At 61.7% G+C, this 26,044-nt stretch carries 22 protein-coding genes and 1 tRNA gene; 8 read left to right on the forward strand and 15 right to left on the reverse strand.

Annotation, left to right across the window (positions count from 1 at the left end; all coding sequences use genetic code 11):
• Window positions 1–12 precede the first annotated feature (12 nt).
• Genes JHX87_RS06310 through JHX87_RS06325 form a run of 4 tightly spaced genes read left to right on the forward strand, consistent with a single transcriptional unit; the run spans window position 13 to window position 4,634 of the window.
• Window positions 13–666 carry an ABC transporter ATP-binding protein gene (locus JHX87_RS06310; RefSeq protein ID WP_271883288.1) on the forward strand — a complete coding sequence of 218 codons (654 nt, stop codon included), beginning with the start codon at window positions 13–15 and terminating at the stop codon, window positions 664–666.
• Window positions 650–2,443: a KpsE/RkpR family capsule polysaccharide export protein gene (locus JHX87_RS06315; protein WP_271883290.1), complete on the forward strand. Its 1,794-nt coding sequence runs from the start codon at window positions 650–652 to the stop codon at window positions 2,441–2,443. Before JHX87_RS06310 ends, JHX87_RS06315 begins: the two co-directional genes overlap by 17 nt.
• A complete protein-coding gene (gene kdsA, locus JHX87_RS06320; protein ID WP_271883292.1) occupies window positions 2,440–3,282 on the forward strand; it encodes a 3-deoxy-8-phosphooctulonate synthase in 843 nt (280 codons plus the stop codon). Before JHX87_RS06315 ends, kdsA begins: the two co-directional genes overlap by 4 nt.
• The gene (locus tag JHX87_RS06325; RefSeq protein ID WP_271883294.1) at window positions 3,279–4,634 is read left to right on the forward strand and encodes a mechanosensitive ion channel domain-containing protein; all 1,356 of its coding nucleotides are present in this window, start codon (window positions 3,279–3,281) and stop codon (window positions 4,632–4,634) included. Before kdsA ends, JHX87_RS06325 begins: the two co-directional genes overlap by 4 nt.
• On the opposite strand, the gene JHX87_RS06330 is transcribed toward JHX87_RS06325, so the two are convergent.
• Window positions 4,631–5,806, reverse strand: a complete 1,176-nt coding sequence (locus JHX87_RS06330) for a BaiN/RdsA family NAD(P)/FAD-dependent oxidoreductase (protein ID WP_271883295.1) — start codon at window positions 5,804–5,806, stop codon at window positions 4,631–4,633. The two genes, JHX87_RS06325 and JHX87_RS06330, sit on opposite strands and share 4 nt — an antisense overlap.
• Before the next feature lie 94 nt (window positions 5,807–5,900).
• Between JHX87_RS06330 and JHX87_RS06335 the strand changes: the two genes are divergently transcribed.
• Window positions 5,901–5,975: transfer RNA gene (locus tag JHX87_RS06335), tRNA-Gln, on the forward strand.
• Window positions 5,976–6,047: 72 nt separating this feature from the next.
• On the opposite strand, the gene JHX87_RS06340 is transcribed toward JHX87_RS06335, so the two are convergent.
• The 4 genes from JHX87_RS06340 to JHX87_RS06355 form a co-directional block, all read right to left on the reverse strand.
• Window positions 6,048–8,312: an adenosylcobalamin-dependent ribonucleoside-diphosphate reductase gene (locus tag JHX87_RS06340; protein WP_271883297.1), complete on the reverse strand. Its 2,265-nt coding sequence runs from the start codon at window positions 8,310–8,312 to the stop codon at window positions 6,048–6,050.
• A gap of 72 nt (window positions 8,313–8,384) precedes the next feature.
• Window positions 8,385–9,251, reverse strand: a complete 867-nt coding sequence (gene olsA / locus JHX87_RS06345; RefSeq protein WP_271883300.1) for a lyso-ornithine lipid O-acyltransferase — start codon at window positions 9,249–9,251, stop codon at window positions 8,385–8,387.
• Window positions 9,248–10,030: an L-ornithine N(alpha)-acyltransferase gene (gene olsB / locus JHX87_RS06350; protein ID WP_271883302.1), complete on the reverse strand. Its 783-nt coding sequence runs from the start codon at window positions 10,028–10,030 to the stop codon at window positions 9,248–9,250. Before olsB ends, olsA begins: the two co-directional genes overlap by 4 nt.
• A gap of 161 nt (window positions 10,031–10,191) precedes the next feature.
• Window positions 10,192–10,362 (reverse strand): DUF3553 domain-containing protein, encoded by a 171-nt coding sequence (locus JHX87_RS06355; protein WP_271883304.1) that lies wholly within the window; start codon window positions 10,360–10,362, stop codon window positions 10,192–10,194.
• Window positions 10,363–10,399: 37 nt separating this feature from the next.
• On the opposite strand from JHX87_RS06355, the gene JHX87_RS06360 reads away from it, so the two are divergent.
• Window positions 10,400–11,044: a histidine phosphotransferase family protein gene (locus JHX87_RS06360; protein ID WP_271883306.1), complete on the forward strand. Its 645-nt coding sequence runs from the start codon at window positions 10,400–10,402 to the stop codon at window positions 11,042–11,044.
• 18 nt (window positions 11,045–11,062) lie between these two features.
• On the opposite strand, the gene JHX87_RS06365 is transcribed toward JHX87_RS06360, so the two are convergent.
• The 4 genes from JHX87_RS06365 to JHX87_RS06380 all read right to left on the reverse strand — a co-directional run bounded on the left by JHX87_RS06365 (window position 11,063) and on the right by JHX87_RS06380 (window position 18,420).
• Window positions 11,063–12,394, reverse strand: coding sequence for an HlyD family type I secretion periplasmic adaptor subunit (locus JHX87_RS06365; protein WP_271883308.1), 1,332 nt, complete (start codon window positions 12,392–12,394; stop codon window positions 11,063–11,065).
• Window positions 12,378–14,315, reverse strand: a complete 1,938-nt coding sequence (locus JHX87_RS06370; RefSeq protein WP_271883310.1) for a type I secretion system permease/ATPase — start codon at window positions 14,313–14,315, stop codon at window positions 12,378–12,380. The genes JHX87_RS06365 and JHX87_RS06370 overlap by 17 nt, the downstream gene beginning before the upstream one ends.
• Window positions 14,312–16,396 (reverse strand): hypothetical protein, encoded by a 2,085-nt coding sequence (locus JHX87_RS06375; RefSeq protein ID WP_271883312.1) that lies wholly within the window; start codon window positions 16,394–16,396, stop codon window positions 14,312–14,314. Before JHX87_RS06375 ends, JHX87_RS06370 begins: the two co-directional genes overlap by 4 nt.
• A gap of 107 nt (window positions 16,397–16,503) precedes the next feature.
• Entirely contained in the window at window positions 16,504–18,420 is a 1,917-nt protein-coding gene (locus JHX87_RS06380; RefSeq protein WP_271883314.1) for a hypothetical protein, read from the reverse strand.
• A 768-nt stretch (window positions 18,421–19,188) separates the two neighbouring features.
• Here JHX87_RS06380 and JHX87_RS06385 point away from each other — a divergent pair.
• Together JHX87_RS06385 and JHX87_RS06390 are read left to right on the forward strand one after the other, a co-directional pair.
• Window positions 19,189–19,701: a helix-turn-helix transcriptional regulator gene (locus tag JHX87_RS06385; protein WP_271883316.1), complete on the forward strand. Its 513-nt coding sequence runs from the start codon at window positions 19,189–19,191 to the stop codon at window positions 19,699–19,701.
• Window positions 19,698–20,219, forward strand: coding sequence for a hypothetical protein (locus JHX87_RS06390; RefSeq protein WP_271883318.1), 522 nt, complete (start codon window positions 19,698–19,700; stop codon window positions 20,217–20,219). The genes JHX87_RS06385 and JHX87_RS06390 overlap by 4 nt, the downstream gene beginning before the upstream one ends.
• Before the next feature lie 10 nt (window positions 20,220–20,229).
• On the opposite strand, the gene JHX87_RS06395 is transcribed toward JHX87_RS06390, so the two are convergent.
• From JHX87_RS06395 to rsmI, 6 genes are all read right to left on the reverse strand, one after another.
• Window positions 20,230–21,303: a quaternary amine ABC transporter ATP-binding protein gene (locus JHX87_RS06395; protein WP_271883319.1), complete on the reverse strand. Its 1,074-nt coding sequence runs from the start codon at window positions 21,301–21,303 to the stop codon at window positions 20,230–20,232.
• Complete coding sequence (locus tag JHX87_RS06400) at window positions 21,296–22,180, reverse strand: ABC transporter permease (RefSeq protein WP_271883320.1); 885 nt, start codon at window positions 22,178–22,180, stop codon at window positions 21,296–21,298. Before JHX87_RS06400 ends, JHX87_RS06395 begins: the two co-directional genes overlap by 8 nt.
• Before the next feature lie 80 nt (window positions 22,181–22,260).
• Window positions 22,261–23,256, reverse strand: a complete 996-nt coding sequence (locus JHX87_RS06405; protein WP_271883323.1) for an ABC transporter substrate-binding protein — start codon at window positions 23,254–23,256, stop codon at window positions 22,261–22,263.
• 307 nt (window positions 23,257–23,563) lie between these two features.
• Window positions 23,564–24,511 (reverse strand): glutathione synthase, encoded by a 948-nt coding sequence (gene gshB / locus JHX87_RS06410; protein ID WP_271883325.1) that lies wholly within the window; start codon window positions 24,509–24,511, stop codon window positions 23,564–23,566.
• A 58-nt stretch (window positions 24,512–24,569) separates the two neighbouring features.
• On the reverse strand, window positions 24,570–24,920 hold the full coding sequence (locus JHX87_RS06415) for a YraN family protein (protein ID WP_271883474.1): 351 nt from the start codon (window positions 24,918–24,920) through the stop codon (window positions 24,570–24,572).
• A gap of 111 nt (window positions 24,921–25,031) precedes the next feature.
• Complete coding sequence (rsmI, locus tag JHX87_RS06420) at window positions 25,032–25,928, reverse strand: 16S rRNA (cytidine(1402)-2'-O)-methyltransferase (RefSeq protein WP_377776024.1); 897 nt, start codon at window positions 25,926–25,928, stop codon at window positions 25,032–25,034.
• Window positions 25,929–26,044: the final 116 nt, after the last annotated feature.

The raw sequence follows: 26,044 nt of genomic DNA on the forward strand, positions 1-26,044 counted from the left end.
GTATCGGCACCCATGCTGGAGTTTGACAATGTCTCCAAGTCCTTCTGGACCGGCACGCGGCGCAAGGTGATCCTTGACCGCGCTTCCTTCCGTGTCGAACCCGGCAATTCCATCGGCATCCTTGCGCCCAATGGCACGGGCAAGACAACGCTGATGAACATGATGTGCGGGCTGGAAAAACCCGATGAGGGCAAAATCCGGCGCACCAGCCGCATTTCCTTTCCTCTGGGCTTCATGGGTGGGCTGGTCGCGCGCCTGTCGGCCAATGAAAACGCGCGCTATATCGCCCGGCTCTATGGGCTGGACCCCGATTACGTGGCCGCCTTCGCGCGCTGGCTGACCGATATTGACGAATATTTCGACCGGCCCGTGGGCACCTATTCGGCGGGGATGCGGCAGCGCTTCAACTTTTCGCTGATGCTGTCGCTGGAATTCGACATCTATCTGATCGATGAGGGCATGCCGCAGACCACCGATGTGGAATTCAACCGCAAGGCAGGCTCGGTCCTGTACGAACGGCTGAGCAAATCCACCGTGGTGATCGTCTCGCACCAGCCGACCACGATCGAAAAATTCTGCGATTCGGCCGCGATCCTGCGGGATGGGCGGCTGTATCACTTCGAATCCCTGGAAGAAGCAAAGCAATATTATGACTTCTCTGCCTAAGGCCCGCCGCTTTCACATCTCGGCTGACGAGGCCGTGCAGCCCGGCCAGCAGGCACCGGCATCAGCCCCGCCCGCGGCCGATCCGCGCATCCGGGTCGAGGTGCAGAAGAAAGCCGCAGAGCCGCCTGCCGCGCCGCCCGCAGCGGGCAAATCGCCATCAGAAGGTGCACGGGCCAACGATGAAGAGGCCCGGCGCGCGCGTTTCATGCGCACCGATCCGGTGGATGACGGTCTGGGCGGCCTGCGCGCGGCGGCGGATGCAGCGGAAAAGAAGGCATCCGATCAGGCCCCGCCCGCGCAGACCGGCCCGGATGAAGAGGATCTGGACGCGAAGCTGGCCGCGATCCGCGACGAAAAGCTGTCGCAGCGGCAATTGCGCATCGCCCGGCGCATCGCGGCGCTGAACCATATTCAGGTCGAGTCCGATGAAGAGGCCGTTCTGCGCCTGCGAGAGCGGGGCATAGACCCCTCGCATCGCGCAGCCCTGGGCCAGATCCTGTCGTCCGAGGGCAGCAAATCGCAGGCCCGCCCCTCGCAGCAGGCACCCGCGCTGCGCCCCGGGCCGGCGGCGCCCATGCCTTTGCCGACGGCTGCCAATGTCGGCCTGCCCTCTCGCGATACGCTGGACGAGGAACGCCGGGCCGCCGAGATCTACCGGATCCAGCGCGATATCGCGCGGCGCCGCCGGCGGCGGATGATGTTCCTGACGATGCGGCTTCTGCTGCTGGTGCTGCTGCCAACGATCATCGCAGGCTATTATTATTTCCGCATCGCTACGCCGCTTTACGCCACGCATTCGCAGTTCCAGATCCAGTTCGCCAGCGTCAGCGGTCTGGGCGGCGAAGGGAATGCGATTGCCGGGTTGCAGGCCAATACCGATGCCGTCAGCGTCCAGAACTACCTGTCATCGCGCGACGCCATGCTGCGGCTGGACGCCGATATGGGCTTTCGCACCGCCTTCCAGGGGCCGGAGATCGACCCGCTGAAGCGGCTTCCCATGGATGCCACGAATGAGGAGACATACCGCCTTTACCAGAAATCGGTGAAAATCGGCTATGACCCGACCGAAGGCATGATCGATATGGAGGTGATCGCGCCCACCCCGGAACTGAGCGAGGAGTTCTCGGGCGCGCTGATCCGCTATGCCGAGGCGCGGGTGGACCAGATGACCGCCCGCCTGCGCGAAGATCAGATGCAGGGCGCCGTGCAAGTCTATCAGGATGCCGAGGACAAGGTGATCGCGGCGCAGGAACGCGTGCAGGAATTGCAGCAATCGCTGGGCGTTCTGGATCCGGTCGCGGAGGGCACGGTGGTGATGAACCAGATCGCCACGCTGGAGGGTCAGCTGGCCGAAAAGCGGCTGGAACTTGGACAGCTTCAGGCCAATTCGCGACCGCTGCAAAGCCGTGTCACCGCCGTGCAGGGCGATATCACCCGGCTGGAAACCATGATCGCGAATACGCGGCAGCAACTGACGCAGGATGATGACAGCCGCAACTCTCTGGCCAAGATCAGCGGCGAATTGCGGATCGCGGAAAGCGAATTGACCACACGTCAGGAATTGCTGGCCGCCGCCGCCGCCCAGATGGAAGCCGCCCGGATCGAGGCGAATAAGCAGGTGCGCTACCTGTCGCTTTCGATTACGCCTGTCCCGCCGGATGAGGCCACCTATCCCAAGGCGTTTCAGAATACGCTGGTGGCCTTCCTTATATTTTCCGGAATTTATCTTATGTTGTCTCTGACAGCATCCATTCTTCGCGAACAGGTTTCGACATGACAGCGCAAAAACACGTGCCAATCGGCAATATCACCTGTGGCAATGACCTGCCGCTGACCGTCATCGCCGGTCCCTGCCAGTTGGAAACGCTGGATCATGCGCTGATGATCGGGGAAACCATGGCAGAAATCTGCGCCCGCGAAGGCGCCAGCTATGTGTTCAAGGCCAGCTATGACAAGGCCAACCGCACCTCGTTGGGCGGCAAGCGCGGCATCGGGATCGAAGAAGGGCTGCATATGATGGCCACTGTCCGCGAACGGCTTGGCTGTCCGGTGCTGACCGATGTGCATGATCTTGAACAGGCCACCCGCGCGGCGGAATTTGTCGATGCGATCCAGATCCCGGCTTTCCTGTCGCGTCAGACGGACCTGCTGCTGGCCGCCGGCCGCAGCGGCGCCGTGGTCAATATCAAGAAGGGCCAGTTCCTGGCCCCCTGGGACATGCCCAATGTCGCCGACAAGGTCGCCTCGACCGGCAATGACAAGATCCTGCTGACCGAACGCGGCGCCAGCTTTGGCTATAACACGCTGGTCGCGGATATGCGCTCGCTGCCGATCATGGCCCGCACCGGCTATCCGGTGATCATGGACGCCACCCACTCGGTGCAGCAGCCGGGCGGACAGGGCGGATCCTCGGGCGGACAGCGGGAATTCGCGCCGGTCATGGCCCGCGCGGCGGTGTCGATCGGCGTCGCCGGCGTCTTTATCGAAACGCATCAGGATCCGGATAACGCGCCCTCGGACGGGCCGAACATGATCTATCTGGACAAGATGCCGGGGCTTGTCGCCTCGCTGATGAAATTCGACCGGATCGCCAAAGAAAACCCCGTCATGGCATGATTGTCTGGCGGCTTCTTCGGACCACCCTGCTGATCACCCTGCTGTCGCTGGCCACAATGGCCAGCGCAGAGGCGCGCGACGATGCTGGAACCTCGGAAGCGCCCGGGTCCACGATCTCGGTCAGCAACAGTCCGGCGACGGATTTCGCCATCCGCTCTCGCATCAACGGGATCCTTAATCAGGTCCCGACCTTTTCGGCCATTGATGCGCGCGTGCGGGCTGGCGTGGTAACGCTGACCGGCGAGGTGACCGAACAATCGACCATTTCCCGGCTGGAAGACCTGATCTACCGCGTGGACGGGGTCGTCGCGGTGGAAAACAAGGTCGTGCTCTCCACCGATATCGGCGCCCGGCTGGAAAATGTGCGCGAACGCTTTGAGCAGCGTCTGAACACGATTGTCGCCGGCTTGCCCTTTGTGGCACTGGGACTTGCCGTCGGCGCGGTCATTGTGCTGCTGGGGGGCTGGATCTCGCGGCGGCGCAAGACGATCGAGCATCTGACCCCGAACCCCTTCATCGCGGATTTTCTGGCCCAGACCATCCGCCTGACCTCATGGGTGGTGGCGCTGGTCGTGGCGCTGGACCTGATGGAGGCGGGCGCGCTGCTGGGCACCCTTCTGGGTGCGGCAGGTATCTTTGGCCTCTCGCTCAGCTTCGCCTCGCGCGACACGATCGAGAATTTCGTCGCAACGCTGATCCTGTCCCTGCGTCAGCCCTTCAATCCCAACGATCTGATCGAGGTGAACACCCTGCGCGGCCGCGTCATTCGCATGACCAGCCGGGGCACCTCTTTGCTGACGCTGGACGGCAATCACATCCGCATCCCGAACCAGATCATCTACAAGGCGGTCATCATCAACTACACCCGCAACCCCGAGCGGCGGTTTCTGGTGGATCTGGCCGTGGACCCGGCCGCCGACCTGTGGCAGGCGCGCGATCTGGCCGTCAAGACGATGGCGGCCATGGATTTCGTGCTGAAACGGCCCGAACCCGTCGCCTGGCTGGAACCGGCGGGCGCCAATCACGATATGATCCTGGTCCGCGCCGGTGGCTGGGTGTCGCAAGAGGGCACCGATTTCGACCTGGCACGGGGCGAGGCGTTTCGCAGGCTGCACCGCGCGATGGAGGATGCGGGCTTTGCCGTGCCCGAGATCGTGCACCGCGTCCAGCTTGAGGGCAGCGACAGCGCAGCGGCAGATGCCGACAAGCCGCAGACGAAACCGCAGCGCCGCGAACGGGCCTTTGATCTTTCCCCGGATGAGGCCTTCGAGCAGATGGTCGACCGCGAACGCGTCGATGATGGCCGCAACCTGCTGACCCCTGCCCCGACCCGCAATCCGCAGGGCGGTTAATCCGCGCGCCCCGCCGCATCCGCCGATGCCCAGGCCCATTGGAAATTATAGCCGCCAAGCCAGCCCGTCACATCGACGCATTCGCCGATGAAATACAGCCCCGGCACCTGACGCGCCTGCATGGTTTTTGCGTCCAGATCGCGGGTGTCGATGCCGCCCAGCGTGACCTCTGCCGTGCGATAGCCTTCGGTGCCGACCGGCCGGATCTGCCAGCGGTTGATCCGCGCGCCCAGTTCGTCTAGCCGCGTGTTGGGCTGATCGGCCAGCCGCGCCTCGGTCAGCCCCTGCTCGGCCGCGATTGCCGCCGCCAGCCGGTCGGGCAGCAGATGCGACAGCGCCGTTGCCACCGCCATCCGTCCGCCCTGCCCACGCTGCTGCTTCAGCGCCTCGGCGATATTCCGGCCCGGCGCCAGATCGATGGTCAAAAACTCTCCGGCCCGCCAGAAGCTGGAGATCTGCAGGATCACCGGTCCGCTCAGCCCGCGATGCGTGAACAGCAGCGCATCACGGAACCGACCGCCCTGATGGGTGATCTGCGCCTCGACCGAGATCCCGGCCAGCGGGCGGCACAGCGCCAGATCCTGCTCGGCGAATGTCAGCGGCACCAGCCCGGCCCGCGTCTCGACCAGACGCAGGCCGAATTGCTGCGCCAGATCATAGGCCAGCCCCGTCGCCCCCATCTTGGGAATCGACTTGCCGCCCGTGGCAACGATCACGCGATCCGCCGTCATCATCTGACCATCCACGCCCAGTTCAAAGCGATCACCACTGTGGCGCAGCGCCCCGATCTGCGCGCCAAGACGCAGATCCGCGCCGCGCATGCGGTTCAGCAGCATGTCGATGATCTGCGTGGCCTTGCCGTCGCAAAACAGCTGCCCCTGCGTTTTTTCGTGCCAGGCGATCCCGGCCCGATCCACCAGATCGACGAAATCCTGCGGGCGATAGCGTGACAGCGCGCTGGCGGCAAATCGCGGGTTCTGCGACAGGAACCGATCCCGCGCGGTGGCCATATTCGTGAAGTTGCACCGCCCCCCGCCCGAGATCCTGATCTTCTCTCCGGGCCGGGTCGCGTGGTCCAGAACGACGACCCGCCGCCCCGGCCTCAGCGCCGAACCTGCGCAGAACAATCCGGCCGCTCCGGCCCCCAGAATGACGATATCAGCATGCTCCATCAGCGCCGCATATCGGGGTGGCGCAGGTCACGCAAGTTTTCGCATTTTTCGACTTGCACCCTCTGATCGTGTTGGCTAGACACCCTCCCACAGTTGGGGCGTAGCCAAGTGGTAAGGCAACGGTTTTTGGTACCGTGTACCGTAGGTTCGAATCCTACCGCCCCAGCCAAAATCATCTTCATATTTTACATATGGCAAAGTTGCGACCCTCACATGTCGCGATGTTGCCGAAGCATTTGCATCACCCGCATTTCGAATAGCCGCAGCTTGGGCAGGTCATACAGCCTTCGGCCATCTGCATGCCATATTGGCCGCAATTCGGGCAGGCCGGGCCTCGGGGGCGCTCGCCGACCGCGACGGCATCCGCAGTCGGATCGGATTTCAGGCCCATCCCCTCGCCGCTGAGGAAACCGGTCTCGATCATATGCCGCTCGATCACGCCGCCGATGGCCGCGAGGATCGAGGGGACGTAGCGCCCCTGCATCCACGCCCCGCCACGCGGATCGAAAACGGCCTTCAACTCTTCAACGACAAAGCTGACATTCCCGCCGCGCCGGAACACGGCCGAGATCATGCGCGTCAGCGCCACGGTCCAGGCGAAATGCTCCATATTCTTGGAATTGATGAAGATTTCGAAGGGGCGGCGGTGGCCCGACTGCACGATATCGTTGATGGTGATGTAGATCGCGTGCTCGCTGCCCGGCCATTTCAGCTTGTAGGTCGCGCCGTCCAGCGTGCCGGGACGGTCCAGCGGTTCCGTCAGGTAGACAACATCGGCCCCCTGATCGGCCTCGGGCGTGGCATCGGCCTGTTCGCTGACCGACAGCACGCTGCCGGTCACATCATTCGGCCGATAGGTGGTGCAGCCCTTGCAGCCCTGATCCCAGGCCGCCAGATACACATCCTTGAACTCCTCGAAGCCAATATCCTCGGGACAGTTGATGGTCTTCGAGATAGAACTGTCCACCCAGTCCTGCGCGGCAGCCTGCATCGCGACATGGTCCAGCGGCGCCAGGGTCTGGGCGTTCACGAAATAATCCGGCAAGGGCGCGTCGCCATAGAGGTCACGCCACATCTGGACGGCATAATCCACAACCTCTTCCTCGGTCCGGCTGCCGTCCTTTTGCAGCACTTTCCGGGTATAGGCGAAGGCAAAAACCGGCTCGATCCCGGACGAGACATTCCCGGCATAAAGGCTGATCGTGCCGGTGGGCGCGATGCTGGTCAGCAAGGCGTTGCGGATCCCATGTTCGCGCACGGCGTCGCGCACATCCTGATCCATGCGCTGCATGAAACCCGACGCCAGATAGGCATCGGCGTCAAACAGCGGAAAGGCGCCCTTCTCTCTCGCCAGATCGGTACTGGCCAGATAGGCGGCGCGGGCGATGGCCTTCATCCAGTCCCGCGTCTGATCGACGGCCTCCGGCGCGCCATAGCGCAGCCCCAGCATCAACAGCGCATCGGCCAGCCCCGTCACCCCCAGACCGATGCGGCGCTTGGCCTGTGCCTCGGCCAGTTGCTGCGGCAGGGGAAACTTGCTGGCATCGACGACATTATCCATCATCCGGATGGCCACGCGCACCAGATCGTCCAGCGCCGCCAGATCCAGCCGCGCCTGTGGCGTAAAGGGATCGCTGACCAGCCGCGCCAGATTGACCGAGCCCAGCAGACAGGCACCAAAGGGCGGCAAAGGCTGTTCGCCGCAGGGATTGGTGGCCGAGATCACCTCGGCATAGGACAGGTTGTTCTGCTGATTGATCCGGTCGATGAAGATCACGCCCGGCTCGGCATAGTCATAGGTCGCGCGCATGATCCGGTTCCACAGATCGCGCGCAGGCAGGGTGCGGTAGACCTTGCCGCCGAATATCAGATCCCAGCCTGTATCGTCCTTGACCGCCTGCATGAAATCATCGGTGACCAGCACCGACAGGTTGAACATCCGCAGCCGGGCACTGTCCTGTTTGGCCGCAATGAAATCCTCGATGTCGGGATGATCGCAGCGCATGGTGGCCATCATCGCGCCACGGCGGCTGCCCGCGGACATGATCGTGCGGCACATGGAATCCCAGACATCCATGAAGCTGAGCGGCCCCGAAGCATCGGCGGCAACGCCCTTCACCTCGGCCCCTTTCGGACGGATGGTGCTGAAATCATAGCCGATGCCACCGCCCTGCTGCATGGTCAGCGCAGCCTCGCGCAGCATGTCGAAGATGCCGCCCATATTGTCGGGAATGGTGCCCATGACAAAGCAGTTGAACAGCGTCACATCTCGCCCCGTCCCCGCACCGGCCAGAATGCGGCCCGCCGGCAGGAACCTGAAATCCTCCAGCGCGTGATAGAAGCGGTCTTCCCACAGCGAGGGGTCGTTTTCGACGGCAGCCAGATCGCGGGCGACGCGGCGCCAGCTGTCCTCTACCGTCGCATCCACGGGCTGCCCCTGCGCGTCCTTCATCCGGTATTTCATATCCCAGATTTGTTCGGCGATCGGGGCGGCGAAACGGCTCATCCTGCATTCCTTGGCAATGTCGGGATTTGATCATACCACATATTGTGGCGATCAGGCATCTTCAAGTCCGGCTCAGGCAGCCATGATAGCCGATTGATGCCCGTCGCGCACCGCCAATTCGCAGGCCGCCGCAAGCGTCTTGCGGCTGTGGCCGCGTACCGGAACAGGCGCCAGAAGCCGGATCACCACCTGCCCCTGTTTCGGCACCGCCAGCACCGACAAAAGATGCGGCCCAAGGTCCATATCGCCCCACCAGCCATAAAAACGCGGATCCTGCCCTTCCGGCGCAAGATAGGTGGCCGTCAGCGGCTGGATCGCCAGACCGGTCGGCAGGGCCGGGTCCAGAAACCCCTGAAACAATGTCGGCTTGAAGGGCAGAACCCGCCGACCGTCGCTGGACGTGCCTTCGGGAAAGAACAGCAGCCGGTGACCGGCGCGCACCCGTTGGGCGAATTCGTCGGCCTGCGCGCGGGCCAGTTTCGGATCGCGGACCACGAAATGCGTGTTCGTGACGCGGGTCAGGATATTGATACCGGGCCAGCTGCGGACCTCGGATTTCGAGACGAAAAACACCGGCATGGCCGCATTCATCGTCAGAATATCCAGCCAGCTGGAGTGGTTTGCCACAACCGCGCCGGGCCCGTTCATCGGCACGCCCTCGCGCCGCCAGCCGATACCCATGCAGAGCAGCGTCAGCCGACAGGTGATCTGCACATGCGGTCCGCTCCAGGGTCGGCGGGCGCCGTAGAACAGGCGCTCGATCCCGCGCAAGGGCAGGATCAGGATCACGCCGATCAGCAGAACCAGCACCGCAGGCAGGCCGCGCCGGATCACGCGCAGCCAGTCGCGCACCCCCTGCGGTCGATAGACGGGCGGGGCCGCGCCGTCGCGCCATGTTGCCTCTCCCCGACCGGGATCGATTCCGGGCCCGTCGCTCATTGCGCCTGCCAGCGGCTTTCGTAGAATTTTCGATGTTTTTCTGACATGGCCTTGGTATCCATGATCAAAAAAACATCGGTCGTATTGAATTCCCGGTCGATATAGGCGCCCTGCCCGACCAAGCCGCCAAGGCGCAGATAGGCCTTGATCAGGGCGGGCATTCCGACCATCGCCTCGCGCCGGTCCAATTGGTCGGGCGCAATCAGGTCCATGCTCTGAAACCCGTCCGGCCGCGCGACCGGGCGCAGGTCCTGCGGCGCCAGGGCATTGTGGTGCAGCCAGCTGAGCGAAGGTGCCAGCATCGCGGGATCCGTGCCGTGAAAGCTGGCCACGCCGAACAGGATCTCGATCCCGTGGTCCAGCACGTAATCGGCCAGCGCGTTCCACAAGAGGAACATCGCCGAGCCGCCACGAAACTCGGGATCGACGCAGGAGCGGCCCAGTTCCAGCACCTTGCGGTCGGTCTTGCGCAGCGGCGTCAGGTCATATTCGCTGTCGCAATAGAAGCGGCCAAAGCTGGCGGCGCGGTCGCCCGGCAGCAGGCGATAGACGCCGACCACATGATCCAGTTCCGCAGCCGAGCGGCGCGTGTCGATCAGGCAGAGGTGATCGACGATGGGATCGAATTCATCGCGTTCCAGCCGGTTTTCGTGATCGACCAGCGTGCCATTGCCGCCAAGCTCTTCGACAAAGACGCGATAACGCAGCCTCTGAGCAGCCATCAAATCCTGCTCTGACACGGCCAGACGGATTTGGAGAAAGGAATTATCAGAGCGCATTCAGTCGGTGGGTAAAGGGCGTTCGATCTGTCGCAACGTCTAATTGTAACAGCATAAAATTGCAATATGAACGATACTTACTATACGTCAACTTGTGAAAAACATGTTGAAATCCTCAACTGAAAGTTGCATCTATGTGAGCGGAAAACCGCTCAACACACTCACGACCACACGATCTCGAGGGCAACACGACGACCATCGATAACTCGCTTACCGGCATCAGCGAAGTTAACAGTAATTTTTTCTCCTATGCGCGATTGCACCTGCCCTTCGCCCCATTCGGGCGCGTCGGGATGGCGGACGATCATGCCCGGTTCCAGCAGTTCATTCATGGTCAAAACTCCTCGAATATCGGGAAAGTAGATCCGAATGGCCAAAGATACAACGAACCTGATCCCTGGTGAGCTGGCACAGCTTCTGGGGTCCAGACTGTGTCACGATCTGGTCTCTCCTCTGGGCGCCATAGGCAATGGCGTCGAACTGCTGGAGATGTCACCCGATTTTCCCGGTATCACCGAAAGCCCGGAACTGCGGCTGATCGCCGAATCTGTCGCTGCCGCGCGTAACCGGATTCAGGCCTTCCGCATCGCCTTTGGGCAGGCGCAGGGCGGCCAGCGGGTCGGACGGGCCGAGTTGGGAAACCTGGCCTCCGGTCTGGCGGCGCAATCGCGCCTGAATATCGAGATCGACGCCGAAGGCGATTTTTCGCGGGCCGAGGTGCGCATGGTGATCCTGGCGCTGATGTGTCTGGAAACCGCGCTGCCCTGGGGCGGTCGGCTGGTCGTGGTGCACAGCGCCGAAGGATGGCGGCTGGTGGCCGAGGCGGATCGCACCAAGCAGGATCCGGACCTGTGGAGCTGGCTGGGCGGACCGCATCAGCAAGATGCCACGATGCGCCCGGTTTCCCCCGCCGAAGTACATTTCGCGCTGCTGGCCGAGGCTGCGCAGCAGGAACAGCGCAGCCTTTATTGGGAAGTGGATGAGCGCGGGGCGGAAATCGCGCTGAAACAGTAGGCCCACGGGCGTCACGCCTCAGTTTTCCCGGAATGCGCGCGACAGGCTGTCCTCGATCGGCTTGACCAGATATTGCGCGAAGGTGCGGGCGTCGGTTTCGATCATCACCTCGGCCGGCATGCCCGGGGTGGGGCGGAAGCCGCGCACACGTTCGATTTCGGATACCGGCAGGTCGATCCGCGCCACATAGATATCCTGCGCGATCCCGTCGGCCTCGGTCTTCAGCGCATCTGCCGAGACATAGACCAGCCGCCCTTCCAGCACCGGCGTCGTGCGCTGGTTCAGCGAGGTCAACCGGACCGAAGCGCGCTGCCCGACCTCGACATCGTCGATATCGGTGCGGGCGACATGGGTTTCGATGACCAGCGGCGCATTGTCCGGCAGGATCTCGACAATCGCCTTGCCCGCCTCGATCACCCCGCCTGCGGTGTGGTAATACATTCGGACGATGGTGCCCGAAACCGGCGAGTCGATATCCGAACGGCGCAGCACGTCATTGGTCTTCATCGATTGTTCGCGCACGCTGTCCAGATCGGCCTTGATGCCCTGGCTCTCGTCCAGCGCGGTCTGCATATGCTGGGTGCGGGTCTGTTCGATTTCGCGCGCGACCTTTCGTACCGTCTCCTGAGCTTCCAGAATCAGCGATTGCAGCCGCTCGGCCTCGCCCTCGGCATCGGCCACGGCGCGAGAGATCGCGTTCACCTCGCTGCGACGCACCAGACCACGGGCGAACAGCTGCTCGCGCGTGGCCTGATCCTCGCGCAGCAGGTCAAGCTGCCGGTTCACCGCCGAAAGCTGACCCTCGAACCCGCCGATCCGCGATTGCGAGGCGGTCTGGTTGCTTTCCAGCAGGATGATTTCGCCCGCCAGCTTGTCCCGCGCCGCCCGGAACCCTGCCTCTTGTTCCAGAATGATCGCCGCGACACTGGGGTCATCCCGGCGGCTGTCCAGGAAATCGGGGAAATCGACCGCCTCGGCGCCCTCATATTCCGCGCGCAGACGGGCGCTGATCGCTTCCAGCCGGGCGCGCCGCAGCTCCAGTTCCCGCTCATTGGCGCGGGCAGCGGTGCGATCAAGGCGCACAAGGGTCTGGCCCGCGGTGACGTGATCGCCCTCGCCCACAAGAATTTCGCTGATGATGCCGCCTTCGAAATGCTGCACGATTTTGTTGCGCCCGGTCGCCACGAAACTGCCCGGCGCCATCACCGCCGCCGCCAGCGGCGCGCGAAAGGCCCAGGCGCCGAAACCGCCGAAGGACAGCACCAGCAGCAACAGGCCAAAGACCAGATGCTTGCGGACCGAGCGCGGGACATAGTCATACAGTCCGTCGGGATCATTCAGCCGTGCCATTGGTCATGTCTCCTTGCGTAGCTTGCGGTTGGGCTGCGGGTTGCGGGCGATTCGCCAGCCGTTCCAGCATCTGATCGCGGGATCCGAACATCGCGATCTGCCCGTCCTTCAGCAGCATGATGTTGTCGACATCCTGCAGCAGCGCGTATTTCTGGGTCACCACGATCATGGTGATGCCGTCCTGCTTGGCCAGCGCCATGGCCCGCGACAGGGCCCGGTCGCCCGCGCTGTCGAGATTCGAGTTCGGCTCGTCCAGCACCACCAGACGCGGCCCGCCAAAGAAGGCCCGCGCCAGCCCGATGCGCTGTTTCTGCCCGCCCGACAGCGGCGCACCATCGGCCTGCACGATGGTCTCATAGCCTTCGGGCAGCTTGGCGATCATGTCATGGACATCGGCCAGCACCGCCGCCTGATAAATCTCATCATCGCGGGCATCGGGGCGCATCCGGGCGATATTGTCCTTGATCGTGCCGGGGAAAAGCTGAACGTCCTGCGGCAGATAGCCGATGCACTGACCCAACTGCCGCTGATCCCAGTTGCGCAGATCCATCAGGTCCAGCCGCACACTGCCCGAGGTCGGCAGCACCGATCCGACCAGCATCTTGCCCAAGGTGGTCTTGCCCGCACCCGATTTGCCGACAATCGCCAGCGAGGCGCCCGGCTGCAGCGAAAAGGTGATCGAATTCAGCACGACACGCTTGGTGCCATTGGGCACGAACAGCAGCCGTTCCACATCCAGACGCCCTTCGGGATGGGGCAGATGCAGTCGCTGCTGGTTCAGCGGCGAGGATTTCAGCAGCGCCGAAATCCGGCCATAGGCCGCGCGCGACAGAAGCACGCTGTTCCAGCCCTCGATGGCACCTTCGATGGGCGCCAGCGCGCGCCCCGCGATGATCGAGGCCGCAATGACCATGCCGCCGGTGATCTCTCCCTGCAGGGCCAGATAGGCGCCCCAGCCCAGCAGCCCCACCTGCGTCAGCAGGCGCACGCCGCGCGACATGCCCGCGAACATGATGTTGCGGTCCTGCGCACGCACCTGCGCGCCCATCGAACTGGCAGCATCGCGTCCCCAGATCGTGACCGCTTCCGGGATCATGGCCAGCGCATTGATGATCTGCGAATTGCGCGACATCGAATCCAGATGCAGGTTCGCGCGGCTCAGATGCCTGTTCGCCAGCGCGAATGACTTGGCCGTGGCGCGCTGGTTGATCAGGGCGATGACCAGCAGCAGCAATGCCGTGGTGATCACGATCATGCCCAGATGCGGATGGACCAGAAAGATCGCCAGAATGAACAGCGGCGCGAAGGGCAGATCCAGAAAGGACAGCAAGGTGCCCGAGACCAGAAAGCTGCGCACCTGCTGCAGATCGCCAAGCGTCTGATATTCCTGCCCATTGCTTTGCAGCGAGGCGCGGGCCGCAGCCGACAGGATCGGCGCACCCAGACGGGCCGACAGATCCACCGAACTGCGCAGCAGCATGCCCCGGCGGATCGCGTCGAATGTCACCTGCAGCAGCACCGCGCCCACGATCACCACCGTCAGCATGACCAGCGTATCGGTTGACCGGCTGGTCAGCACCCTGTCCGAGATCTGGAACAGATAGACCGGGATCGCCAGCACCAGAATATTTGCCACGCCACTGAACAGCAGCACGCCCAGAATATTGGCCCAAAGCCGCCGGATCGTGCTGCGCAGCGCGCCCGAGATATCGGGCTCTGCCACGCGCTTGTGAAAGGCCGCCTTTGACCCGTTATCCGCCATCCGCAGGTTGGGTGCGGGCGGGATGCGACCGGGCTGTTGATCGATGGTCGGCCCGGTGCCCATCGGCTTCGCGCTTGGCGGGCGCCCCGGACGATCCGAGCGGTCAAAGTGAAACTCCGGCTTGTCGCCGCTGTGAAAGGTCGTTCTGTTGCCGCTCATGTCAGCACCGTTTCCATCGCATCGGGGGAAATCGCGGAATCCGCGCCGATCGGGCGGAATTCGGCATCTTCTGGCGCATCGCTCAGCATGCCATCGGCCAGAAACAACACCGCCTCGCTGGCCAGATCGGACGTGCCGGGCGGAGCCAGCGGATCGTCGGTCGCCACCAGTTCGGCCTGATACAGAAGTGCATCCGTATAGATCTCGCCCCCGGAATAGATGGTGGCGTCATATTCGGCCTCGACGATGGTCGCCTGGTTCATCAGCAGGTTCGATCCCGCGATCAGCTTGATCGCTCCGCCCTGCTCCAGCAGTTGATCGCGAAAGACCTGAACCTGATCGGAATCGCCCAGCACATTGGTCTGGCGGATCATGTTCAGCGACACCATGTCGCCCTGGATGTGCAGCACCCGCACCCCGTCCAGCCCCTGCAGGGCGGGATCGTTCAGCAGCGACTGTGGCAAGCCGATCGGGCCGTCGCCCGCCTTGGCCATCATATTGCCCATATCCGAGGTCATCTCTTTATAGACCGGCTTGCCCGCCTGCACGATGGTCGAGGAGTTCATCAGCAGATTGTCACCCGAACTGACCGACACCTCGGTCCCGCCCTTGGCCATGATGCGGTCGTCATCCACCATCACGTTCTTCTGGATCACGGCATTGAGGTTGATCACATAGCCGTCGATCAGGATCACATCGAACTGCGTTCCCAGCTCATTCAGCGAGATCTTGTCGAGGCTGTTGTTCTCGCCCATCAGCAGCAGCGTTTCCGCGGCATTCAGCGTGACTGACACCATGTCGTTATCGGTCACGAGGTTATACTGGTCGATCCAGTTGGCATTGATCAGGCTGCCTTTCAGCGTCGCCGTGACCCAGAATTGCGGCGCATCGCCATCGCCGCCACGCGGCGCAATCGGGTTCGAGAAGGTCTGATAGGTGGCGTAGTTCAGCGATGTGGTGGGCGCGGCCCCGTTTGCCTCGGCCGACAGTCCCGTGAGTGTGTCCTGATCGCTCCAGACATTGGTCTGGCTGACGATATTATAGCTATAGACCCCCAGCCCGGTCGCGATCACCGGCGCCGCGATCCAGGCGGCGCTGATGCTGACCTCATTCACCAGGGTGTTGTTGCCAAGAATCAGGTCATGCGCCGCATCTGCATTAACCGTGATAACCTCGCCGTCCAGGCCTGCCGATGTCGGGCCGTCCTTGCTGATCTTGGCGGCCTTGGCCTCTGCCTGTTCTTCCGCCTCACGCTCTGCCTCGGCTTTCTTTTCAAGCCGGTAAAGCGGCAAAAGCTCATCCAGTTTCGGCGCCTCGGTCACGGCCTCGCCATTCAGGAACCAGCCTTCGGGATCGGTCCCAAGGCAGATGAACACCGTCGCATCGGGTATCGTCTGTTCGGGCAATTCCATATCCCGGAATGCCACGGCAATGTCGCGAAAGGCCATTTCATCGGCAGGCAGATCGGGGCGCAGCGCGATGCCAAGCTGATCGGACTGCTGCGCCAGATCCATCATCTTCGCGTCCAGCCGCATCAGGCTGACCACGCCGCCCTCGATCTTCTGCGCGTCGAGGATATCATCGTCGCGCAGCCACAATTGGCTGACGACGATCAACGCGACCGAGCCGGGCGCGGGCAATGTCGGCGCGGCATCGGGCGGATCCGGGGGCTCTGGCGGATCGGGCGGATCGGGCGGCTCCACGATCAGTTCGGGCGGATCGACCGGTGGCCGAAGCCGCAGCGCCGAGACACCCCCGACCAGCCCGGCCGCCTGCGCTTCCTCCAGCGGCGCGGTGAAATAAAGCGGTCCGGAGAGATTGTCATAAAACGCCGAATAGACCAGCGGGATCTGATCCATCACCATGCCCGGCGGCGTATAGGGAATATCGGGGATGTAGTCGGGAATGGCATAGGGATGCGGCGTCACCACATCCAGAGGGATGATTTCGCTGGGCTCAATGTCGGATTTATGCGCCGAGATCCGGTCATATTCGACCCACATCCGACCGCGTTGATCCGCGATCTGGAAAATGCCGGCAAAATGCCAGATTGCCTCTTCAGCAGCTTGAATTTTAAGCATTTCAGTCTCGTCCTAACCCGCCACTTTCTGCACAGACACCCGGCACGAGCCTCTTATGGGTGATCCTGCGCGGATTGCGCCGCGCAGGATCCTGTCAGGGGTGGCGATCAGCCACCCAGGTCGTCGTCGCCAATCACGGTCGAGCTGAGGTTGCCACCAACCACGGTCATATCGACCGTGTTGTTCAGCACATTGGCGCCCATCACGATGCTCTGGTTGAAGGCAGTGGTCTCCAGCAGGGCATCGGCAGATGCGGACGAGGTCCCGGTGACGAAGCCATCATCGCCGTTATTCGACCCCCAGGAACCGGCATGGGCGTAGCCGCCATCGCCGTTCATGACCTGACCGCCGGCACCGCCATAGCCGCTGTCGGTATTGATACCGTCACCGCCATAGGCCGTGCCGCCCGTGGACGAAGCCATCCCGCTGGCGCCACCGCTGGTCATCCCGGTTGCACCACCCGTTCCGGCACCGCCCGTCGCATTGCCGGTGCCGCTGCCGGTACCATCGGCACTGCCGCCGCCGCCGGCGTTCGTGTAGGCTTGGCTGGACGCCTCGCCCATGCCGTTGCCAGCAGTTGCGTCACCGGCCATGCTGGCCGCCGCAGCAAGGGCCGCACCAAGGCCGGTCCCCATGGCACCATCGCCACCGTCACCGCCATCGGCGCCAGCACCGCCCGGACCACCTGCGCCCGACGTGCCACCATTGCCGCTATCGTTGTTCACCCCGGCGCCCAGCAGGCCGCCAAGACCAAGCGCACCGGACATGCCGCCATCGGCCGAACCCGTGCCGCCGCCGTCGCCACCGTCGCCGCCATTACCGGCACCGGCGCCGTTGCCGCCATCGCCATGACCCATGGCACCGGCCTTGCCGCCCGCATGGGCGTTGCCACCGGTGGCATCGCCACCAAGACCCGCGCCAATACCAGCAGACAGACCGGCGGCGTCACCACCGTCAGCCGAACCGCCCAGACCCGCGCCGACACCGATCCCGGCAGCAATGCCGCCTTCGCCGTCACCGGCCATGGCCTTCGTCCCGCCAGCGCTGCCGCTGTCGGCGCTGCTGCCATAGGCGCTTGCGTCACCGCCATTGGCATCGGCATGTCCGCCGCCGCCATCAGCGTTAGAGCCGCCACCGCCGCTGCCGCCCTGGCCACCGGCATCAATGCCCTTTTCGGCCGTGGCATGGCCGCCACTCACGCTGCCATTCTGGTTGAACGGCCCATCGTTCGAGACATTGGGGTTCTCCAGCGTGTCCTGATCATCCAGATTCCACGCATTCGCCTGAACGACGGCCGTGTTGTTGTTGCCGTTCAGAGAGTTGTTCAGCACGTTGTCGATATCAAGATCGCGCGTCCCGATCCCGATATCGCCGTCGCGATTGACCAGCATATCGCCCATCGTGCCATAGGCATTGTCCAGATCGATATCGGCATAGTCGTTATCGGTCGGCTGCCAGCCGTCGATGCCCAGGTCGACATTCACCGAGGTCGACACATCGGTATCGACATTGGTCGAGACGTCGGTGTCGTTGTTCGCGGTGTTGTTGGCCGTGTTATTGGCATCGTTATCGGCGTTGTTGTCGGCATTGTTGCTGGCCGCATTGTCCGCCGCATTGGACGCGCTGTTGTCAGCAGCGTTGCTGGCGGCATTGCTTGCGGCATTGGCAGCATCATTGTCAGCGCCGTTGTTCGCGTTGTTGGTCGCATCGTTTTCGTTGGACGATTTATTCTTGGCAGCATTGCCCGCCAGGTTCATCGCACCATTCGCAGCACCGTTCAGCGCACCATTGGCAGCAGCATTGGCGGCATAGGTTTCCGACGTGCTCGCGCTGTCATTGGTGTTCGAATTGGTGTTGGTGTTGCTTTGCTGCTGGTCCTGATCCTGGTCCTGTTTGCTCTTCTGACCCTGCTTCTGACCCTGATGCTGATGTTGATCCTGGTCTTGGTCCTGGTCCTGATCCTGGCTCTGATTGGTCTTGCCCATGGGCCAGGTGAAGAGGTTCATATTACGGCTACCAGCCATGTCATTTACTCCTGTTGGCAGGCGGGAACGGCCATCTGTTCGCAAGCACGCATGCCGCCTGGTTCCGGTGGGAGAAGGCAAGACGCTACCGCCGCCGAGCAAATGCTCACCGTGAAGACGGTACGACCGTCGCGGCTTACCCATTTCCGATTGGCCCGCCTCCACCATGGCAAGGCCACGCATGCCCGGCCTTGATCCGGCACTTGGGCACAGATTAACGATACGCCCTTGATAAGGCGCCCGCATAGCCGGACGAAGGGTTAGAATGGCGCTGCGCGATGGCACTAGCTGCGGTGGCAGATAGGTTAGTCAGCACAACGCAAAAGTGCATACCAAACCAGAAATTCGGTTTAACCTATTTGGCTAGGTCTGCACAAAAAGTAAACTATATGGTATTGTTTCTAAAGGACATGCCATGCCGGTTTTAAAGTTTCGGCAGAACCCCGAAATAGAGCATAAGCATCTTAATAACGAAGAAGGTTTGTGTTATATTTTAACGGGGCTTCGACAGAATTTTACATCTAAAGAACAAAGAAACGCACTGCGATTCTTTTTCGGATTAGTTGTGTGTGAGGGACAGCGGAGATGGAGGTGAATGCTATTTTGAGTAATCCAAACACTGCCCTCAAAGCGCCCGAAACCACGATGCCAGAGATCGTTTTCGTCGGCCATCAGTGTAACTTTTCCCAGTCGCTGATCACGGCTACAACACAGGAGCTTGGTTACACAGTATCAAAGGTACTGTCATCTTTCAATGATATGTACAAATTGATAAGCCAAAAAGGCGGAGATCCGACCGTTCTGGTCATGGATGAGCCGACATTGCGCGATCTTCAGGACAGGGACCGGCAGTTTCTGCTGGAGCTTGGCGACAATGTCGCGATCGGTCTGGCCTTCGGTTCGGTCGCCTTTGGCGTCGCCTGTTACAATGATCCGGCGTTGCGGACGCGCTCGATCAGCATCTTTCCGATCAATGTGCGGCTGGATGTCTGGCTGTCCATTGTCCGGCTGATCTCTCACGGTGGCAGCTATGTCTGCCCCGATGTGATCGCGGAACAGGCGTCCGACATGCGGCACGACCCGAATGAAGATATCTGCCTGACGCAGCGACAGATCGACGTGCTGCGCCTGGTTGCCGACGGCCAGCCCAACAAGCGGATCGCAGATCAGCTTGGCCTGTCGGTTCATACGGTCAAGCTTCATCTGCATAATGCCTGCCTGCGTCTGGGCGCGCGCAACAGGACCGAGGCCGCGATGCGGTTTCGGGCCAGCAGATTATGACAGAGCGATCCACGCATGGCCTTGCCGCACCCTCTGAACAGGATCTGGATGCGGTCATGCTGCGCGTGGGCCGTCTCAACTATACCTGGAGCAATACCGAAAGCCTGCTGATCCACATGCTTGCGGGTCTGACGGGAATGACCAAGGATGCGGCGGTCGTGGTGTTCCTGTCGGTCACCGCGACCCGCACCCGGATCGAGCTTGTCGAAAGGCTGGCAAAGCTGAGCCTGCCCGCAGGCGATCAGCAGACCGAGCTGCTGGACCTGACGTCACGCCTGACCCGGCTGCAATCGGTACGAAACCGCTATAACCACAGCATCTGGTCATTCGAGGAGGACGGCTCGGTCTCGACGATCCTGATGCGGATCGCGGATCGCCGGGACCGGATCCATATGGGCCGCAAGCAGAACCTGGGCGAAAAGGAACTGGCCAAGCTGGACCAGGACCTGCAGACGCTGTCCACGCTGAACCGCGATATGTGGCAGTTCCTGCAAAGCTACGGCTACCCGATCGGGTAAGCTTTCAGGATCAGGCGCTCAGCGCCTGATCGGTCTGGGACAAACTGTCGTCGCTGTCATCCGGCGCGATCATTTCGGCCACCACCTTGGCCAGCGTCACGCTGCCAATGACCTTGCCCGATGCGTCCGCGACATTGGCGCGGCCATATTCGGCATTGGTCATGGTCCGCGCGGCCTCTTCCAGAATGACATCGGCGGGCAGCGTGACCGGCGATTCCACCGTCACGCCGCGGCGGGTGATGGTGCCCACTTTCAAGACCTTACCACGGCTGACCTCTCGGACGAAATCGGCGATGTAATCATCCTTGGGACGCAGCACGATCTGTTCGCCGGTGCCTTCCTGCACGATCCTGCCCGCCCGCAGGATCGCGATACGGTCGCCCAGACGCAGCGCCTCGTCCAGATCATGGGTGATGAAGATGATCGTCTTGCGCAGTTCTTCCTGCAGATCCAGCAGCACCGATTGCATATCCATGCGGATCAGCGGGTCCAGCGCCGAGAACGCCTCATCCATCAGCAGGATCTCGGCATCGTTGGTCAATGCGCGGGCAAGGCCCACGCGCTGCTGCATACCGCCCGAAAGCTGGTTGGGATAGCTTTCCTCGAACCCTTTCAGCCCGACGCGTTCGATCCAGTAGCGGGCGCGTTCCTTGGCCTGATTGCTGCTGACGCCACGAATATTCAGCCCGTAGGTGGTGTTTTCCATCACCGTGCGATGCGGGAAAAGGGCGAATTTCTGAAACACCATCGCGGTTTTCTGACGCCGGAAATCCCGCAACTGCTGCTGCGACATCCGCACAACGTCCTGACCGTCGAACATGATTTCACCCACAGTCGGCTCGATCAGGCGATTGATATGGCGGATCAGCGTCGATTTGCCCGACCCCGAAAGCCCCATCACCACCTGAATGCGACCTGCAGGGATGGTCAGGTTGATATCATCCAGCCCCAGAACGTGATCGTATTTCTCTTTCAGCTCATCCTTGGTCATCCCGGCCTTGACGTCGGCGACATGGGCCGCGCCGTTCGGGCCGAAAATCTTGTAAAGCCCGCGAATGTCGATGTCGTGAATTGCCTCAGCCATGGACGGCCTCCAGATGCTTTTGCAGCCGCTTGCCATAGGCCTGGGTCGAGCGGTCGAAGATGATCGCGATGGCCACGATGGCCAGACCATTCATGACGCCAAGGGTGAAATACTGGTTGTTGATCGCCTGCAGAACCGGCTGGCCAAGGCCGCGCACCCCGATCATCGAGGCCACCACAACCATGGCAAGGCTCATCATGATGGTCTGGTTCACCCCCGCCATGATGGTCGGCAGGGCCAGCGGCAATTGCACATCCTTCAGCTTCTGCATGGCCGAAGAGCCAAAGGCATCGGCCGCCTCCAACACATCCTTGGGCACCTGCCTGATGCCCAGATTGGTGAGCCGGATGATCGGCGGGATCGCATAGATCACCACGGCGATCACACCCGGCACCTTGCCAAGGCCAAAGATCATCACGACCGGAATCAGATAAACGAAGCTGGGCATGGTCTGCATCATGTCCAGAATCGGCGTGATGATCGCATTTGCCCGGTCCGAGCGCGCCATCAGGATACCAATGGGAATGCCCACCACGATCGCGATCAGCGTACAGACCGCCACCATGGCAATGGTGCGCATGGTATCCTCCCACATCCCGAACAGACCGATCAGATACAGCGCGATCACGGTGCCAAGAACGATTTTCCAGCTGCGACTAAGCCCCCAGACAATCAGCGCCATCGCCGCCATGACAAGGATCCAGGGCGTGTCGATCAGAAGATCTTCAATGAATGTCAGCAGGGTCTGGATCGGATGAAACATCTTCTCCAGCGGCTCGCCATAGGCGCGGGTAAATTCGCGAAAGCCGCCGTCGATGGTGACGCGGATATCGCGAAGATCGCCACGGCTAAGCGAAGGAAAATCGATAAGGTCCATCTGTCTTCTTCATTTCTGTCCGGTGGTTGCGGGAAAGGCCACGACGCGCGCGAAACGCGCCGCAGCCATGTCAGCCGGGCTTACAGCGCGTCCTGCACCCGCTTGGCGACATCCTCGGACACCCACTCGCCCCAGACTTCGGGATGGTTTTCCAGGAAGTAATAGGCGCCATCCTCATTGGTGGCCTGATTGTCCCCCATCCAGGCCAGCATGGCGTTCACCGTCTCATTCGACCAGGCACGCTTGCCCAGGTAATCCATTGTCACCGCATTCGCTTCGGCAAATTCCTTGGTCACAGCGGTGAACACGTCCGAGCGCGGCCACTCGTTCAGCTCGGGCTCGGGGCAGTTATTGACCACGGTGCAGCTGTCCCATGCCTCGCGGTTGTGATCGACGCCCAGTTCCAGGCGGGTCATCTCGTATTTGCCCAGAATCGCGGTCGGCGCCCAGTAATAGCCCAGCCAGCCCTCGTCACGGTTGAAGGCGCGCGCGATCGAGCCATCAAGGCCCGCCGCTGAACCAGGATCGATCAATTCGAAACCTTTACCTTCAATATCCATCGCACGCGTTTGATTTTGCGTGATGATCTGGCACGCCCAACCCGAGGGGCAGCTGAAGAAAGCACCCTTGCTTTCATCCTCTGCTCCCGGGAACAGGTCGGGATGCTGCAGCGCCTCTTCCAGCGTCTTGATGTTGTTTTCTTCCGCCAGCTTCGTCGGGATCCAGAAGCCCTCGACCCCGCCATCGGACAGGATTTCCGAGGCGATGATGATCCGCCCCTCCTCGACAGCCGCATCCAGCGGGATCTTCACTGCATTCACCCACAATTCGGGCGCAACATCAGGTTCGGCCTTTTCGTTCATCGAGGTGAAGGTCGGCACCGTATCGCCGGTGATCAGTTCGACATTGCAGTCATAGCCTTCCTCAAGAATGATCTTGTCCACCCAGGCGGCCAGCCCGGCAGAGGCCCAGTTCATTTCCGCAATGGTCACATCGCCGCAGTCTTCCGCCGCGAATGCCGCAGGGGCAACAGTCATCAGACCCAAAAGGGCCAAACCGGTCTTGAGAGGTGTCATAGGGGTTCCTTCCGTATCGCAATACGATGATTCAGCCTCATCTCGGCTCGACGAACCGTCTCTGAGGACGCGCGCCAGTGCGCGGATACCTACAAACCATAGAGGTCAGGTTTTCAGTTGTCACACCTTGACGGAAAGGTAATTTTTCAAGTTATTGATATTGAATGATTATTTATTTAAACAATGTCCAGAAGTTACGCTTTATCAACTGCAGGGATAAATAAATGCATACAAGAAAAATCTATATCGGCGGCCAGGAAAGGATCTTCACCGCCGCCGATCGTCATTCTCACCTCACAAATATCAATCAGCGCGAGGCGAGTTTCCGCTCGATCGCGACCCAAATCGCCTCTGCGGCATTTATCCCGTCAAATCGTTCCAATTCCTGAATGCCGGTCGGAGAGGTCACGTTGATTTCGGTCAGCCACCCGTCAATCACGTCGATCCCGGTGAAGAGCAGCCCCTTTTCCTTCAGAACGGGGGTCAGCCGAGCGCAGATCTCATGCTCGCGCTCAGTCAGCCCGACCTTCTCGGCCCGGCCACCGACATGCATATTGGACCGGGTTTCACCCTTTTGCGGAACGCGGTTGATGGCACCGACCGGCTCGCCATCGACAAGGATGATACGCTTGTCGCCCTCGACCACTGCCGACAGATATTTCTGCGCAATCATCGGCTCGCGATTGATCCCCGCAAATGTTTCTAGCAGCGACGAGAGATTCGGATCGCCGGGCTTCAGATGGAAAACCCCTGCCCCGCCATTGCCGTAAAGCGGCTTGACGATGATCTCTCCATGCTTGGCGCGAAAGTCCCTGAAGGCCGCCGGATCGCGGGCGATCATCGTGGGCGGCGTCAGATCAGGGAAGTCCAGCACCATCAGCTTTTCCGGACTGTTGCGCACCCAGAACGGGTCATTCACCACCAGCGTATCGGGATGCACGCGATCCAGAAGATGGGTCGAGGTGACATAGGCCATGTCGAACGGCGGATCCTGCCGCAGCCAGATCACATCGAATTCCGAGAGATCGACCTCGGCCCAGTCGCCGAAGCTGACATGATTGCCCTCTTCACGCCGCAGCGTGATCGGCCGTCCTTTCGCAATGACCCGCCCTTCATCATAGCGCAAATTATCCGGCGTATATTGGAACAGACGGTGCCCCCTCGCCTCGGCCTCAAGTCCGATCCGAAAGGTGCTGTCCCCGGTGATCGACACGTTTTCGATCGGGTCCATTTGCAAAGCAACATACAGGCTCATCAGTCTCTCCTGAACGGAATCACCTGCTTGTCACCCGCTGCTTGACCGGATGCAAGCGTCAGGCGAAACAATCGCCGAAGGCGTTTTCCAAAAGCTCGACACGCCCAAGCGCATCCACCAGAGCCACATCGAAGCGCATTTCGCAGGTCATGCCGCCCGGCTGGGACGCGCAAAATTCCAAGGCAGCATTGCAGATCCGGGCCTGCTGCGACCGATTAAGGCGCTGCGCAGCCTCTGCATGTGACCGGGATTTCTTGACTTCGATAAAGACGAAACACTCACCCTGCCGACAGATCAAGTCGATCTCTCCTGATGTGGCGCGCCAGCGTCGATGCAAAACCCGCAACCCGCGTCTTTCCATAAGAAGCGCGACATTTTCTTCGGCAAAACGCCCCGAAAGATCCGCCATGCGGCCGCGCGACTGCCTGCTTCTGGGTGCCTTGCCGAAACCAGCCCTGCCCGGCAACACCGGGTTATAATCAAAAGCCAGGGCAGTTGCGTTCATGTCTTTCTTTCTCCGTTACGCGCCCATGGTCAGGGCGATCTGATAAACATCGCGACGCGGAAGACCCAGTTCCTCTGCCACCTGACGCGCGGCGTCCTTGACCTTCATTTGCGACAGGGCGCCCTGCAGCGCCGCACGCACCGCTGCCTCATCAGCCTGTCGCGGTGGCGCGCGATCCAGCAGGATCACGACCTCACCTTTCATCCGGGCGATCCGCGGATCATCCAACAATTCCTGCGCTGTTCCCCGAATCACCTCTTCGAATTTCTTCGTCAGTTCGCGCGCCACGACTGTACCCCTGTCCGGGTCAATTTCGCACAATTCTTCCAATGTTTGATTAACGCGCCTTGGGCTTTCGAAAAGGATCACGGTCGCATCCACCGCCATCCATTTGCGCAGCCAGCTTTGCCGTTGCCCCTTGCCAGTCGGCGGGAAGCCCGCAAACAGAAAACGGTCACTGGGAAGCCCCGATACGGTCAGCGCGGCCAGGGGCGCCGACGGCCCCGGGATCGCATGGATCCGTACACCCGCCTCGGCCGCCTCTCGTGCCAGGCGAAAGCCGGGGTCTGAGACCAGCGGCGTTCCGGCATCCGAGGCAAAGGCCACGCTGGCCCCCTGCTGCAGCGCCGCCATCAGCGCCGGTTGGGACCGGTCCGCGTTATGATCGTGATGCGACAGGATGCGGCGCCCGCGCAGCGGCACGCCATGGATGTCCAGAAGGTGCCGCATGACCCGCGTATCTTCGGCGGCCAGCAGATCGGCGGAATTCAGCACATCCAGTGCCCGCAGCGTGATATCGCGCGCCGTCCCGATCGGCGTGGCGACCAGATAGAGGCCGGATTCAAGCTGTTGCGCCTCGATATGGGCGGCGATGCGGCGTGGCGGCTCTTCGGGCGGCCGACCCGATTTCATGGCGTCTTCTGGCCGTTTATCGGACATCTACCCTCCCCTTCTGCGTCGTGGTGTGATTGCGAATCCGGTCTCTTGCCCATAGGCTGACAGCAAAGTGTATAGCAGGGAAGTTTCAT

The sequence above is a fragment of the Paracoccus fistulariae genome (genome assembly GCF_028553785.1).
GTDB lineage: Bacteria > Pseudomonadota > Alphaproteobacteria > Rhodobacterales > Rhodobacteraceae > Paracoccus > Paracoccus fistulariae.

Coding starts and splice junctions, on each gene's coding strand:
- JHX87_RS06310 (WP_271883288.1), top strand. CDS start 13: ATGCTGGAGTTTGACAATGTCTCCAAGTCCTTCTGGACCGGCACGCGG.
- JHX87_RS06315 (WP_271883290.1), top strand. CDS start 650: ATGACTTCTCTGCCTAAGGCCCGCCGCTTTCACATCTCGGCTGACGAG.
- kdsA (WP_271883292.1), top strand. CDS start 2,440: ATGACAGCGCAAAAACACGTGCCAATCGGCAATATCACCTGTGGCAAT.
- JHX87_RS06325 (WP_271883294.1), top strand. CDS start 3,279: ATGATTGTCTGGCGGCTTCTTCGGACCACCCTGCTGATCACCCTGCTG.
- JHX87_RS06330 (WP_271883295.1), bottom strand. CDS start 5,806: ATGGAGCATGCTGATATCGTCATTCTGGGGGCCGGAGCGGCCGGATTG.
- JHX87_RS06340 (WP_271883297.1), bottom strand. CDS start 8,312: ATGAGCCGTTTCGCCGCCCCGATCGCCGAACAAATCTGGGATATGAAA.
- olsA (WP_271883300.1), bottom strand. CDS start 9,251: ATGAGCGACGGGCCCGGAATCGATCCCGGTCGGGGAGAGGCAACATGG.
- olsB (WP_271883302.1), bottom strand. CDS start 10,030: ATGCGCTCTGATAATTCCTTTCTCCAAATCCGTCTGGCCGTGTCAGAG.
- JHX87_RS06355 (WP_271883304.1), bottom strand. CDS start 10,362: ATGAATGAACTGCTGGAACCGGGCATGATCGTCCGCCATCCCGACGCG.
- JHX87_RS06360 (WP_271883306.1), top strand. CDS start 10,400: ATGGCCAAAGATACAACGAACCTGATCCCTGGTGAGCTGGCACAGCTT.
- JHX87_RS06365 (WP_271883308.1), bottom strand. CDS start 12,394: ATGGCACGGCTGAATGATCCCGACGGACTGTATGACTATGTCCCGCGC.
- JHX87_RS06370 (WP_271883310.1), bottom strand. CDS start 14,315: ATGAGCGGCAACAGAACGACCTTTCACAGCGGCGACAAGCCGGAGTTT.
- JHX87_RS06375 (WP_271883312.1), bottom strand. CDS start 16,396: ATGCTTAAAATTCAAGCTGCTGAAGAGGCAATCTGGCATTTTGCCGGC.
- JHX87_RS06380 (WP_271883314.1), bottom strand. CDS start 18,420: ATGGCTGGTAGCCGTAATATGAACCTCTTCACCTGGCCCATGGGCAAG.
- JHX87_RS06390 (WP_271883318.1), top strand. CDS start 19,698: ATGACAGAGCGATCCACGCATGGCCTTGCCGCACCCTCTGAACAGGAT.
- JHX87_RS06395 (WP_271883319.1), bottom strand. CDS start 21,303: ATGGCTGAGGCAATTCACGACATCGACATTCGCGGGCTTTACAAGATT.
- JHX87_RS06400 (WP_271883320.1), bottom strand. CDS start 22,180: ATGGACCTTATCGATTTTCCTTCGCTTAGCCGTGGCGATCTTCGCGAT.
- JHX87_RS06405 (WP_271883323.1), bottom strand. CDS start 23,256: ATGACACCTCTCAAGACCGGTTTGGCCCTTTTGGGTCTGATGACTGTT.
- gshB (WP_271883325.1), bottom strand. CDS start 24,511: ATGAGCCTGTATGTTGCTTTGCAAATGGACCCGATCGAAAACGTGTCG.
- JHX87_RS06415 (WP_271883474.1), bottom strand. CDS start 24,920: ATGGCGGATCTTTCGGGGCGTTTTGCCGAAGAAAATGTCGCGCTTCTT.
- rsmI (WP_377776024.1), bottom strand. CDS start 25,928: ATGAAATCGGGTCGGCCGCCCGAAGAGCCGCCACGCCGCATCGCCGCC.